The 13,514-nt window shown below is 51.1% G+C and carries 14 protein-coding genes; 9 read left to right on the forward strand and 5 right to left on the reverse strand.

The genetic code is table 11. From position 1 onward, the window contains the following. Positions 1 to 78: 78 nt before the first annotated feature. Positions 79 to 1,419 carry an N-acyl-D-glucosamine 2-epimerase gene (locus EYB31_RS07920; protein ID WP_131012907.1) on the reverse strand — a complete coding sequence of 447 codons (1,341 nt, stop codon included), beginning with the start codon at positions 1,417 to 1,419 and terminating at the stop codon, positions 79 to 81. A 215-nt stretch (positions 1,420 to 1,634) separates the two neighbouring features. Here EYB31_RS07920 and EYB31_RS07925 point away from each other — a divergent pair, with 215 nt between their 5' ends. The 9 genes from EYB31_RS07925 to gdhA all read left to right on the forward strand — a co-directional run bounded on the left by EYB31_RS07925 (position 1,635) and on the right by gdhA (position 10,489). Then, on the forward strand, positions 1,635 to 2,837 hold the full coding sequence (locus tag EYB31_RS07925) for a CobW family GTP-binding protein (RefSeq protein ID WP_131012749.1): 1,203 nt from the start codon (positions 1,635 to 1,637) through the stop codon (positions 2,835 to 2,837). A gap of 67 nt (positions 2,838 to 2,904) precedes the next feature. Then, the gene (locus EYB31_RS07930; RefSeq protein ID WP_131012750.1) at positions 2,905 to 3,363 is read left to right on the forward strand and encodes a Fur family transcriptional regulator; all 459 of its coding nucleotides are present in this window, start codon (positions 2,905 to 2,907) and stop codon (positions 3,361 to 3,363) included. A gap of 210 nt (positions 3,364 to 3,573) precedes the next feature. Beyond that, the gene (locus EYB31_RS07935) at positions 3,574 to 4,683 is read left to right on the forward strand and encodes a sulfate ABC transporter substrate-binding protein (protein WP_131012751.1); all 1,110 of its coding nucleotides are present in this window, start codon (positions 3,574 to 3,576) and stop codon (positions 4,681 to 4,683) included. A gap of 20 nt (positions 4,684 to 4,703) precedes the next feature. Further along, on the forward strand, positions 4,704 to 5,540 hold the full coding sequence (gene cysT, locus EYB31_RS07940) for a sulfate ABC transporter permease subunit CysT (RefSeq protein WP_131012752.1): 837 nt from the start codon (positions 4,704 to 4,706) through the stop codon (positions 5,538 to 5,540). Between the two features lie 13 nt (positions 5,541 to 5,553). Beyond that, entirely contained in the window at positions 5,554 to 6,435 is an 882-nt protein-coding gene (gene cysW, locus EYB31_RS07945) for a sulfate ABC transporter permease subunit CysW (protein WP_131012753.1), read from the forward strand. 4 nt (positions 6,436 to 6,439) lie between these two features. Further along, on the forward strand, positions 6,440 to 7,504 hold the full coding sequence (locus EYB31_RS07950) for a sulfate/molybdate ABC transporter ATP-binding protein (protein ID WP_131012754.1): 1,065 nt from the start codon (positions 6,440 to 6,442) through the stop codon (positions 7,502 to 7,504). 297 nt (positions 7,505 to 7,801) lie between these two features. Then, complete coding sequence (locus EYB31_RS07955; RefSeq protein WP_131012755.1) at positions 7,802 to 8,632, forward strand: alpha/beta hydrolase; 831 nt, start codon at positions 7,802 to 7,804, stop codon at positions 8,630 to 8,632. Positions 8,633 to 8,646: 14 nt separating this feature from the next. Then, a complete protein-coding gene (locus EYB31_RS07960; RefSeq protein WP_131012756.1) occupies positions 8,647 to 8,850 on the forward strand; it encodes a YezD family protein in 204 nt (67 codons plus the stop codon). A gap of 277 nt (positions 8,851 to 9,127) precedes the next feature. Then, positions 9,128 to 10,489 carry an NADP-specific glutamate dehydrogenase gene (gene gdhA / locus EYB31_RS07965; protein ID WP_420819428.1) on the forward strand — a complete coding sequence of 454 codons (1,362 nt, stop codon included), beginning with the start codon at positions 9,128 to 9,130 and terminating at the stop codon, positions 10,487 to 10,489. A gap of 153 nt (positions 10,490 to 10,642) precedes the next feature. On the opposite strand, the gene EYB31_RS07970 is transcribed toward gdhA, so the two are convergent. The 4 genes from EYB31_RS07970 to EYB31_RS07985 form a co-directional block, all read right to left on the reverse strand. Next, positions 10,643 to 11,569, reverse strand: a complete 927-nt coding sequence (locus EYB31_RS07970; protein ID WP_240762197.1) for a DMT family transporter — start codon at positions 11,567 to 11,569, stop codon at positions 10,643 to 10,645. 86 nt (positions 11,570 to 11,655) lie between these two features. Beyond that, positions 11,656 to 12,825 (reverse strand): M20 family metallopeptidase, encoded by a 1,170-nt coding sequence (locus EYB31_RS07975; protein WP_131012758.1) that lies wholly within the window; start codon positions 12,823 to 12,825, stop codon positions 11,656 to 11,658. A 115-nt stretch (positions 12,826 to 12,940) separates the two neighbouring features. Beyond that, positions 12,941 to 13,126 (reverse strand): hypothetical protein, encoded by a 186-nt coding sequence (locus EYB31_RS07980; protein ID WP_131012759.1) that lies wholly within the window; start codon positions 13,124 to 13,126, stop codon positions 12,941 to 12,943. A 202-nt stretch (positions 13,127 to 13,328) separates the two neighbouring features. Then, positions 13,329 to 13,499, reverse strand: a complete 171-nt coding sequence (locus EYB31_RS07985; protein ID WP_131012760.1) for an aspartyl-phosphate phosphatase Spo0E family protein — start codon at positions 13,497 to 13,499, stop codon at positions 13,329 to 13,331. Positions 13,500 to 13,514: the final 15 nt, after the last annotated feature.

The raw sequence follows: 13,514 nt of genomic DNA on the forward strand, positions 1-13,514 counted from the left end.
TATTTGGCAATAACCAATTTCAACCAGTTGTCCGCATAAGGGTGTACAAACGGGTGGGCTGGCTGTATTCAAAGTTAATTAGTGCCGGTATGGCGGGACTGTCACCGAACAGTTTCTCGGTACCTTATTGGCTTTAGCTTGTTGAAACAGCCAAAGCGACGGCGTGTCTTGAATGCCCGATAAAGTAAGCTCGAATGGTTCTTGTGGAAAAAGCGCGGACCACAGCAGGATCCGGTTGCCGTCCGCTTCGGCTTTAAGATCTTGGATTTTAAGCTCAGCGCCGCGCAGGCTCATTTGGTAGTGCTGCGGATTTTCCGCCGAGCTTTCATCGACGCGCTTATTAAATAACAGCAGCACGATATTCCGGCCTACGCGCTTTGCTTGGAGAGGAAGCGGAGGTTCTTCGTACATATAACGGCCAAGGTGATATTCATAGGCGGTCCAAGTCGCATAGTTCAGTTTGCCGGCCGTTTCTCTAAACTGCCTCAGCCAGCCGGTGCTTCGCCTCATATTGCGTTTGGACCCGATATCCGCTTGAATGCCCAGCGGAAGCTGCGGATGCGCCATGCGAATTTGCCGGGTAAACGGCTCATAAGCTGTAACATAATTGGCTTTAAGCGAGGGCCGCATCCAATCCGGCCAATGGGTTTGAATGAAATGAACGTCCGGTTTAACTGCGGAAATCATCGAAGGCGCATCAATGCCTTGGAATTCGCGGATCAGCTCAACCGAATCGGGGCCATGATCCACCGCGACCGACCACGTCGCGATTTGAATGCCGGGTCTTGCGTGTTTGACTCCGCCGGCGCCGTGAATCATTTCCGCTAAAAACCGGTTGACGCTGTCGACGCGAAACTGCACCCAATCGGCATACAGCGACGTGTTGCGCTTGTAATAATTAGCGGAAGAAGCATATTTGAAATCCGGGATGTCCGAGCCGTACTTTTTTCTGAATGCCAACCGGGCAAGCGGTCCGACATCCCCGTACACGCCGCTGGAAAGGCCGTTCCATTCGGGAAAATACGGCTCGGCGATTTCCAGGCCGTCAAAAGGATAGTTGCGGACCATTTGCGCCAGCGCATTTTTTTTCCAAGCGGTATAACTTTGGCTGTACGGCGAAAAACGGTAAAATCCGTCCTCGACCGGTTTCAGCAGCGTCATTTGCCATCTTGGCCATTCTTTTGGCAGGTGGCCGGTTGTGTACACGCCGTTCCCAAGCGTCATCGCCCAGACGAAGATGCCGCGTTTTTGTAACGCTTCAAGCAGTTTTCCATGAATGCGTTTTTCTTCGGTGACAAAATACCGTACCGTTCGATAACCGGCAAGTTCGATTTCATCGACGATGCTCTCCGCCGAACGGTTTGCATAATAAGGAAAAGCAGGGTCAATCTGAATGGATGGCCCAAGCGGATTTGGCATCGCAATCCCTCCTTTCATGGCATGCTCCCTTACAAGTTGTATACTTTTTGGATCGATTTAAGACCTATTCCAGGTTGCTTGGCCCGGAATTGCTTTACTTTTTTTCAAAATGGATGGAAGGGGTGGGATGCCGTTTGACAATGTGCAGCATGAGGGGTAAAATACCGGGAGTTATTCTGCCGTTTTTATGCCGAATGTACAGGGGGAACCACCATATGACATCCACTATTCCAGTTCATATATTGGCCGGATTTTTGGGAAGCGGGAAAACAACGTTGCTGACGCAAGCGATCGATTATTATACGGCGCTGGGGAAAAAACCGGCTGTGTTGATGAATGAAATCGGCGAGGTTAACTTGGACGGCATGCTGGTCTCAAATCAGGTCCCGATGACGGAAATGCTCAGCGGCTGCATCTGCTGCACGATTCGCGGCGATTTGGGGATGGAGCTGCTGCAGTTGGAGCGGGAGCACAAACCTGACGTGATATTCATTGAATCAACCGGTATTGCCAATCCGATCGAAATATTGGATGGGGTCACCGATGCTTCGCTGATGGCCCGCATCGAGCTGAAATCGGTCGTGACGGTTGTCGACGCCGCCCATTTGGCGGGACAGATCGAACGGGGCGGGGGGAAAACGTACCGCTTGATGCAGGACCAGATCCGCTGCGCTACAACGATATTGCTGAATAAAACCGATCTTGTCAGCCCGCAGCAGCTGCAGGCGCTGGAAAAGCAGCTGCGCGAATGGAATGAATATGCCCCGATCGAAGGCACCGTGATGTGCCGGACCGATGCGAGCATGTTCGATCGGCTTGAGCGCAAAGCTGAACCTCCGACGGCGACGGTGTTTCAGCTGCTTAACGATGCGGGAGCTGCCGGTTTTTGCGAAGGCGATGCATGCGGGTTTGACGGGTGGAGCGGCTCCGCAAGCGCAGAGCACACGCATCATGCCGCTGCGGACCAGCCGGAGGCCGGGCAGGGGGACGGCCATGTCGGCCGCGCTAAAGCGCAGGAGACAGATCACAGCGATCATGAACATGACTCGGAACACGCTGGTCACGATCATGAACATGACTCGGATCATACCTACCACGATCACAAACATGATCATGCTGCCGGTCATGCTCACCATTCGCACGACCATGTCATGGTGTATACGCATTATTTTGAGCGGCCGGTCGATTCCGAGCGTTTTGAGGAGCTGCTGGCGCGTTTGCCGCAGGAAGTATACCGGGCCAAAGGAATCGTGCATTTTACGGATACGGCCAGCCGGTTTATGTTTCAATTCGCATACCGTGAAGCGGATTTTATGAAAATCAACCCGCAAGGCGACGTCCCGGACGTAGCCGTGTTTATCGGCGAGCACTTCTCCAAAGAGGATTTGCGGCGCCGGCTGCTCGAGCTCGAGTCTTAAACGGTTGACTCCCTTCGCGATATAAGGCAAAATGATGAATAATGACGTAATTTGTAAGGAGCGGCATATGGGAGACCATGACAGGCAAGAAACGATGCAGGAAATCGTTGCGGCAATGTCCAGCAAAGGCTGGCGGATTACAGACCAGCGCAGAAGCCTGGCGGCGCTGTTTGCGGAAGCGAAGGGGTACTTGTCCCCGAAGGACGTATATGAGCATATGAGGCTGAAATACCCGGGTGTGAGCTTCGATACCGTCTACCGCAATTTGCGGCTGCTCAGCGAGATGGGGGTGCTGGAGCAGTTTTACTTCAACGAAGGGCTGAAATTTCGCGCCCGCTGCCAATCCCATCATCATCACCATCTGATTTGTATGAAATGCGAAAAAACGGTATCGTTCGAATTTTGCCCGATGAAGCAGATTCCGAATCTGCCGGAGCAGTTTGATATCGTCAGCCATCGTTTTGAAATTTTCGGTTACTGCAGCGACTGTTCGCCCAACCTCAAAGAAACTTCAAAAAACGCTTGAAAAACCCGACTTTTCACCAAGTTGGGTTTTTCTTTTTTTTGCCCAAAAACAATTGACACTTATGCCCAGACGGTAATATACTGGCAACATCAAATCATAGTAAGCGCATAGGAATTATTATAAACGACCGGATAACCGGAGAGGGTAGCAGTCGGTGCGGATCAATGGCCAACTAAATCATAGGTTATTTGTAGAGAGGGGTTCATTTCGATGTCTATTCAATCCACCGTTAAAAAATCCGCATGGGGAAAATTTTCAGCATTAGCTTTATTATCGATCTCATTATTCAGCCTTGCAGCTTGCGGAGGCAAAACGGACAACAGCGCAGCGGCACCTCAAGCCGCTAAGCCCGCAGAGGCGGCCAAACCGGCTGCGGCAGCCGCCAAACCAGTTGAGCTGCTGAACGTTTCCTATGACCCGACGCGTGAATTGTACCAGGATTACAACAAAGCCTTCACCACGTATTGGAAAAATAAAACCGGCCAGACAGTCACCTTCAAGCAGTCGCATGGCGGCTCGGGCAGCCAAGGCCGTTCGGTTAGCGACGGATTGGAAGCCGATGTCGTCACGCTCGCATTGGCCTACGATATCGACGCCATCTCGAAGGCGGGGCTGATTAAGCCCGACTGGCAAAAGAATTTGAAAAGCAACAGTTCGCCATACACCTCCACTATTGTATTTTTGGTGAAAAAGGGAAATCCGAAAGGAATCAAGGACTGGGACGATCTGATTAAGCCGGGCGTACAGGTTATTACACCCAATCCGAAGACATCTGGCGGCGCTCGTTGGAACTATGTCGCTGCTTGGGGATATGCCTATAAGAAATACGGCAACGATGAGGCCAAAGCGCAGGATTTCGTGCAAAAGCTGCTGAAAAACGCGCCTGTTCTTGACAGCGGCGCACGTGACGCGACCAATACGTTCGTGCAAAAAGGCATCGGTGACGTGCTGCTGGCATGGGAGAACGAAGCGTTCCTGTCGATCAAGGAGTTCGGCGCAGATAAATACGAAATCATCGTTCCTTCCATCAGCGTACTGGCCGAACCGCCTGTCGCCGTCGTCGATAAAGTCGTCGACAAAAAAGGAACCCGCGACATAGCGCAGGCTTACCTGGAATATTTGTACACCGAAGAAGGCCAAGAAATCGCCGCAAGAAACTTTTACCGTCCGCGCAACGAAACGGTTGCCAAAAAATATGAGAAGCAATTCCCGCAGATCAACCTGTTTACGATCGACGATGAGCCGTTTGGCGGCTGGCAAAAAACGCAAGCGAAGCATTTTGCGGACAACGGTATTTTCGATAAAATTTACAAGCCATAAGACTTGAGGGGAAATCAGCAATGGCAAAAACATGGAAAGAGCGGAGCATACTTCCCGGATTCGGGTTGTCGATGGGCTACACGGTTCTGTATTTAAGTCTGATCGTTCTTGTGCCGCTCTCCGGCATTTTCTTTAAAACGGCAACGGCATCATGGGAGCAATTCTGGCGTACGGTGACCGACCCGCGGGTCATCGCCTCTTACAAATTAAGTTTTGGCGCGTCGATTGGCGCGGCGTTAATCAATACGGTGTTCGGATTTATCGTGGCCTGGGTGCTTGTGCGCTACCGCTTCCCGGGAAAAAAGATCATGGATGCGCTGGTCGATCTGCCGTTTGCGCTGCCGACGGCGGTTGCGGGTATCGCTCTGACGACAATTTACTCCAAAAACGGCTGGATCGGCAGTTTGCTTGAACCGCATGGCATCAAAATCGCATTTACGCCTTTTGGCGTGATGCTGGCGCTGACCTTTATCGGGATTCCGTTTGTCGTGCGCACGCTGCAGCCGGTCATTGAAGAGCTGGAGAAGGAGCTGGAGGAAGCTGCGGTCAGCCTTGGCGCTTACCGCCTCCGCACCTTTTTTAAAGTGATCCTTCCGCCGCTGTTGCCGGCGCTGCTCACCGGATTTACGCTGGCATTCGCCAGAGCGGTGGGCGAATATGGTTCGGTCGTTTTCATATCCGGCAATATGCCGATGAAAACGGAGATTGCCCCGCTGCTGATTATGACGAAGCTGGAGCAATACGATTATGCCGGAGCGACCGCCATTGCGCTTGTGATGCTTGTTTTCTCGTTTGTCATGCTGCTTGTGATTAACTACTTGCAGTGGCGCACCAGCCGCCGTATGGCATCGGCATAAGAGGGGGATCTGTATGGCAGGTTATGTTGCGGTAAGAACGTCCGGCCTCGCGCTGGACCGGCCCAAGCATATTAATGAAACCAAAGTTGTGCAGTGGGTCCTTATTTCGATTGCGGTGCTGTTCCTGGGACTGCTGCTGATTCTCCCGCTTGCCGTTGTATTCGCCGAAGCGTTCCGCAAGGGAGCGGAAGTGTATTTCGCCGCCTTACAGGAACCTGATGCCGCCGCGGCGATTCAGCTAACCTTAACGGTCGCCGCCATTGCGGTGCCGCTTAATTTTATATTTGGCATCGCGGCAGCTTGGGCCATCACTAAGTTTAAATTTATCGGCAAAAACTTGCTTGTGACGCTGATCGATTTGCCGTTTGCTATATCTCCGGTTATATCGGGACTCATATTTATATTGCTTTTCGGGGCAAGAGGTTTTCTGGGACCTTGGTTGTCCGACCACGATATTAAAATCGTTTTTGCGCTTCCCGGCATCGTGCTCGCCACCGTTTTTGTTACATTTCCTTTCATTGCAAGGGAGCTTATTCCGTTGATGCAGTCACAGGGGGTGCAGGAAGAGGAAGCGGCTGTGACACTGGGGGCGAAGGGCTGGCGGGTTTTCTGGAAAGTCACGCTGCCTAACATCAAATGGGCGCTTCTGTATGGGGTCATCCTCTGCAACGCCCGGGCGATGGGCGAGTTTGGGGCGGTTTCCGTCGTCTCCGGGCACATTCGGGGAACGACTAACACGATGCCGCTGCACATTCAAATTTTGTATAACGAGTACAATTTCGCCGGTTCTTTTGCCATCGCTTCGTTGCTTTTGCTGCTGGCGGTCGTGACGCTGGTCGTCAAAAGCGTCATCGAATGGAAATACCGGCAGCAGACCAACGCGAAAGAAGAGTGAGCTTATGCATATTGTCGCCAAACACTTGACCAAAAGCTTTGGCAGCTTCCAGGCTACCAAAGATGTCAGCTTTGAAATCGAAAAGGGAAGCCTGATTGGACTGCTCGGTCCGAGCGGAGGAGGCAAAACGACGATATTGCGGATGCTCGCAGGACTCGAGGAGCCGGATTCCGGCGAGATTTTGTTCCACGGTCAGAAAGTGAACCAGTTTCCGCCGCAGAAACGCGGGATCGGATTTGTTTTTCAAAACTATGCGTTGTTCCGGCATATGAGCGTATTTGACAATATTGCATTCGGATTGACCGTCAAAAAAGCAAGCAAGCAGGAGATCAAGAAGCGAGTAGGCGAGCTGATCGAGCTGACTGGGCTGCAGGGCCTGGAGAAACGGCTGCCGCACCAGCTTTCCGGGGGGCAGCGGCAGCGTGTCGCTTTCGCCCGCGCGCTTGCACCCGAACCGCAGCTGCTGCTGCTTGATGAGCCGTTTGCGGCCATCGACGCCAAGGTGCGCAAGGAGCTGCGGACTTGGCTGAAGGAAATGATCGCGCATGTCGGCGTCACGAGCATTTTTGTCACCCATGACCAAGAGGAAGCGATTGAAGTAGCCGACGAGATCATGATTATTAATCAAGGGAGACTCGAGCAGAAGGGGGCTCCAATCCATATATACAACAGTCCGGAAACTCCGTTTGTTGCCGGTTTTATCGGAGAATCGAACCGGTTTGAGGGCGATGTCGCTGATTTGAGAGGTTTTGAGCATATTGGAGTGGACAGCGGGAAAGCAATTATTCGTCCCGAATTTATCGAAATCGGCCACAAACCCGAGGTATCTTTTCCATCGGCAGCCGAAAACGGGGTTGTCAAAAATGTATATTTCCGGGGCTCCAGCTGGCAGATCGAAGCGGAAGTCGGCGACCGTAAACTATTCGCCTACCGTTCAATGCAGCTGCCGGCGTTATCGCCAGGCGACAATGTGCTTGTGCTGATTCACAAATTGTACATTTTCAACGAAAATCAGCAAACCGTTGTCGAGAACAGGCTGAAAACCGATCCGCTGCCCGTGTATATATAGAAAAACGATTGTGCCCGACGATTTTATTTTTGTGAATATTTATTCTTGCGGTTGTGGAGGGTAAGGGAATGACATGGAAAGCTTATGCTTCCGAAGCCAGTTTTCCTATGGAAAACTCTCAAGTTCACGTCCGCCTTGAAAACCGTGTTTTTACCGATAAATCATTTCAATAAAAACACGGTTTTCATGAGCGGTGGAGTACCATCATTTTACCGTAATGACCGCAACTATGAATTTAAACTCACGATCTGCATCGTTCGTCCGGACACAATCTAACCAAAGGAGGAGAGTTGTCTCATGGAGCATCATATTACGATTACTAGCGGCACATTGGAACTTGCGGCAACTCTTCATTATCCCGTGCAAGTTGAGCAGACTTCCCGGCGTTCATTGGATAAGCTGCCGATTATTATTATCGCCCACGGCTTCATCGGCAATCGCATCGGGGTTGACCGGCTGTTTGTAAAGGCCGCCCGCGATTTTGGCCAAAACGGCTTTATGACACTCCGCTTCGATTACGGCGGATGTGGGGAAAGCACCGGGGAATACGGCGCCGGAGGTCTCGATGCACTGATCGAGCAGACGCGTCACGTGGTCGATTACGCGTTGTCCATCGATTGCGTTGACCCGCAGCGTGTCACATTGCTTGGACACAGCCTCGGTGGAGCTGTCGCTTTGCTTGCGGCCGCCAAAGACAAGCGGATCAAGACGCTTATCTTATGGTCCGCCGTAGCGCACCCGTTTAACGATATTGTGAAAATAACCGGCAAATCGGTTTACGAAGATGCGGTACAACAAGGCGAATCCGACTATTTGGGTTATACCTTTACGCCAGGTTTTTTCAATTCGCTTGCCAATCACCACCCTTTTGAACAAATTCGCAAGTTCAACGGCGATGTGCTTCTGGTGCATGGAACGGATGATGAGGTCATCCCGGCGGACTACTGCTTTTTATATCAGAAGATCTTTTGGCTTCGCTCGCAAGGGCAATGCGATAAGGAAGTTGTGTTTCAGGCCAATCATACGTATTCGTCGGCTGATGCCGCGCGGCAAGCGATCGAGAAAACCCGCAACTGGCTTATTTATTTAGAGAAACGCAGAGAAGAATGGTACGATTGGACCATATAAAGGGAGGGACTACCATGGCAAAACCGCTGGAAATTGATGAGATTTGGTTGAATCGGATTGCAAGCAGCGTAAACGGCATGGAGTACGGCAATGTGCAAATCATCGTTCACGACGGAAGGATTGTGCAAATTGAAAGAACCGAAAGAAAACGGTTTGACGCCGAGACCGCACTTGCGGCGCGCGGAACTTCCGCTCCGCTGTCCAAAAGCAATAAGTAATGCCATTAAAATTATACATGGTTAAAAGCAGCGTTCCCGGATGGGATAACGCTGCTTTTTGGCTTCACTTCCAGTGTTAGTTTGCTTTACTTTTGGTGTCAATATTTAAAAATATGTTACAAAAAGATGGGGATGTCAGGTTTTTTAAAACAAATTATGAAGTTTTTCTTGTCGAATGGCATAGTTTTATGTAAAACTAGAATAGTCGTTTTAATTGAGATGATAAAACCACATTAAAGCAAAGGCGGTTGTACCTCAAATGAGCATTCTAGAAACTATGGATCGTGAATCAACAAGCGCAAAAGACTATGTTCATGCCGTATACGAAGCCGTGGTCGCACGGAATCCGCATGAAACAGAATTTCACCAAGCGGTGAAAGAAATTCTCGAATCGTTGATTCCCGTGATCAGCAAGCATCCAAAGTATATGAAACACGGTATCTTGGAAAGAATGGTTGAACCGGAACGGCTGATCACCTTCAGAGTGCCATGGGTCGACGATCAAGGCAATGTTCGCGTAAACCGCGGCTTCCGCGTCCAATTTAACAGCGCGATCGGACCGTACAAGGGCGGCTTAAGATTCCACCCATCCGTTAATGCCTCCATCATCAAGTTCCTCGGCTTTGAGCAGACGTTCAAAAACTCTCTGACCGGCCAACCGATCGGCGGCGGCAAAGGCGGATCCGACTTTGATCCAAAAGGAAAATCGGACAGTGAAGTAATGCGCTTTACTCAAAGCTTCATGACTGAGCTTTCCAAATACATCGGGCAAGACACTGACGTTCCAGCGGGCGATATCGGCGTTGGCGGCAGAGAAATCGGCTTTATGTTCGGGCAATACAAAAGACTGCACGGCGGCCATGAAGCGGGCGTCTTGACAGGCAAAGGCATCGGTTACGGCGGAAGCTTGGCGCGTACGGAAGCTACGGGTTATGGCGCTGTTTACTTCGTAAACGAAATGTTGAACGGAAAAGGATTGAGCTTCGAAGGCAGCACGGTTGTTGTTTCCGGTTCCGGCAACGTGGCGATCTACGCGATCCAAAAAGCTCATCAATTAGGCGCAAAAGTTGTTGCGTGCAGCGATTCCAACGGTTATATCTACGACAAAGACGGAATTAACCTCGAAACGGTACAAAGATTAAAAGAAGTGGAAAGAAAACGGATCAGCGAATACGTGAAGGAACATCCGGGCGCTATTTACTCGGAAGGCTGCCATAACATTTGGTCGATTCCTTGCGATATCGCATTGCCTTGCGCAACGCAAAACGAAATTGACGAAGCTTCAGCTAAACTGCTTGTTGCCAACGGCGTTAAAGCGGTAGGCGAAGGTGCGAACATGCCTTCCACATTGGATGCGATCGATATCTTCTTGAATGCAGGCGTCCTGTTCGGACCGGCCAAAGCGGCCAATGCAGGCGGCGTAGCCGTTTCCGCGCTGGAAATGTCCCAAAACAGCATGAGATACTCCTGGCACTTCCACGAAGTGGATGATAAGCTTCATGCCATTATGAAAAATATTTATCGCAACTCCGTACAAGCGGCCGAAGAATATGGCCATCCGGGCAACATGGTAGTAGGCGCCAACATCGCCGGATTCCTTAAAGTAGCCGATGCTATGCTGGCTCATGGCGTAGTTTAATCATAACGTCATGTAAGGTTGATGTAATATAAAAAAACAGCTCATTCGATCACGCGGTCGGATGAGCTGTTTTTTTACGCCGGAATAGGGCGCAGAGCAGAAAAAGCATGGTTGCTGCCGTCAACCCCGTTCCCAAGCGGAGCGGTTATTTACTTATTTGACCGAAGGGGACAGCGATTGCGCGGCAGGGTCGGGAATTTCCACGCGGTGGCTTCCCGAGCGGATAAACAGCCATACGCCGGCAATCAGGACGATGCCCGAAACGATCTGAAACGGCTGGACCGTTTCGCCAAGCAGCCAATAAGCCAGCAGTGCGGCGCCGATCGGTTCGCCCAGCACGGACATCGACACGGAGGCGGCTTTGACATACTGCAGCAGCCAATTAAACAGGACATGCCCAAACACGGTAGGCACAATCGCAAGCAGCATAAATATGCCCCATTCCCGAGCGGAATAAGGGTAAAAGGAAATGCCGCAAACGGCGTTGTAGACGGCAAACACGGCCGCAGCCGCGATGAATACGGAGATGCTGTATACAAACGACGAGATAGACTGGCGCAGCTTTTGCCCGATAATCATATGTACGGCCACGGCGGCCGCGCCAAGCAAGGAAAGCAGATCTCCCTGGAGCGCCTGCAGCGACAGCCCCATATCGCCCCAAGAAGTCATCATCGCGCCAAAAACGGCAAGTGCCATGCCGATCGCTGCTTTGAGCGTCGATTTATGCTTGTAGACGATATAAGCGCCCAGCATCACCAGCACAGGTTCTATCGAGAGCAGCACGGTCGAGCTGGCCACCGAGGTGTAACGCAACGAGCCCATCCAGAACAGAAAATGCATGCCAAGCGCAGCGCCGGAAGCAAACAGCATCAGCCACTCTTTTTTCGTAATCAAACGAATCTGGGGCATATATTTGCCGGCAAACGGCAGCATGATAGCCGCGGTCAGCAACAGACGATACATGCCGATGACCGATACGGGCGCGTCAGACCACTTGACGAAAATGGCCGAGAAAGATATAGCGATAATACCTACCGCATAAGCGATAGAAAGGGTCCAAGTGCCCGGCTGGTATTTCAATTTGGCAACCTCCAACTAAGATGTATACACGAAGATGCGGGTAGGGTTCGAGAAAAAGCAATTATACCGCAATCTGCGTCCATACGCTAATTCCGTAATGCCATAGCGAACTCGGCTTTGATCGATTCCAATAATTCGGGATTAGCAATCACGTCGCAGGCCGTTGCGGCGAGTGTTTTGGCGCCGACAATCATGCCGTCCATAGCGCGTTCCGTCATCGCGAGATCGCGGAATTCCGGCGTGTGCAGCAAATGTTTTTCGTCGACGACTTTGACGAACGGATGGATAGCGGGGCAGCGCCGCGACACATTGCCCAAATCCAATGAACCGTGGTCGTTGCCGTGTGCGATTTCGTTAAGCTGAATTCCAAGCAGTTCCAGATTGCGGTTGAACGCCGCGGATAACGTTTCGTTTGTGATCAGCTCGTCATACGAAAACTCATAATTGGATACTTTCACCGTGCAGCCGGTCTGCAGCGCCGCTCCTTCCGCACAGCGGCGCAGTTTGGCGGCAAGTTCGTCGGTATAGGGGCGATGGGCCGATCTGACGTAAAATTGCGCGGCTGCATAATCTGGTATGATGTTCGGCGCTTTGCCGCCTTCGGATACGATCCCGTGGATCCGGGCGTGGCTTTCCGTTTGCTGGCGCAGCGCATTGACGGCGCCAAACAACATCAGCACCGCGTCGAGCGCATTGACGCCTTCGTGCGGGCTGGCCGCCGCGTGGGCGGCTTTTCCGAAAAATTCAAATTGCAGCGCATCCATGGCAAGCGATTGTCCGGATCTTTCGAACTGATAATAAGGATGGGCCATTAACGCTGCATCAACATCGTCAAACAATCCCGCGTCAGCCATCGTCACTTTAGCGCCTTTTGTTTCTTCGGCGGGAGTACCGTAGACGCGGATCGTACCGCCAATATCGTCCAGGACGCTTTTTAGGCCGATTGCGGCGGCCAGCCCCATGGCGGCAATCAGATGATGTCCGCAGGCATGGCCAAGCTCGGGCAAGGCGTCGTATTCGCATAAGAAAGCAATGATGGGCCCCGGTTTGGCGGAAGCGTAAGTTGCGATAAACGCCGTTTGTAGTCCGAGCACCGGCATGTCGACGGAAAACCCGTGTTCTCTAAGCATTTCCGTTAACCGGGCGGAGGCCAGAAATTCTTCATGTCCGAGCTCGGGATGCTCGCCGATAAACCGCGATAACGTCTTCACGCCGGGGGCGAGCCGGTCGATCGTTTCTAAAACGCGCTGCTTCATTATGAACAGACTCCTTTTGGTTCAGCAAAGTGTAAACAGGGAAACACGATATGAATATCATTATACAAAAAGACCTCCGCAGCCGAAAGTCGGCGCGGAGGTCCGAATAACCAGGTTATTGCAAGTGGGCTTGTTCGGGGAGCAGCTTATGCTCCAACATACGTTTAATCTTCTGCAATGCGTCGACTTCCAACTGATGGTTCTGATTGAAACGGACTCCCGTCAATGCAAGCGCTTCATTAATTGTCAATTCGACGGAAATGGTTTCTTTACCTATCTGATTATGCTGTTCCGAATTCATGCTCATCGCTCCTTACAAGAATGTGAAAGTAGGCAAGGCAGCTTAATTTGAGAGTTCGATTGGAGACGGCTGGTTTAAGAAAAACCTTGATTTACCTTGGTTTTAATATAACATATCATGTTAACTATTTCAAGAGGGCAAATAAAAAATGTGCGATTTTTTTAAAAGCCGGAATGAAAAAGAGCCGTCCTCCGGAGGCGGCTCAATTTGTAGTTTTGGCGTGTCGCAAACGTTGAATTTGAATAATTAAGCGATCGATCATTTGGCTGAGTTCCACAACTTCAGGAGCGACGAAACTACCCTCGGATTCGACCAGTTTGTACAGCTTGCTTTTCATTTGTTCGATTTGTTTCGTCAGCTCGTCTTCATCCATGACATATACTCCTAT

The sequence above is a fragment of the Paenibacillus thalictri genome (assembly GCF_004307995.1).
Classification (GTDB): domain Bacteria; phylum Bacillota; class Bacilli; order Paenibacillales; family NBRC-103111; genus Paenibacillus_AF; species Paenibacillus_AF thalictri.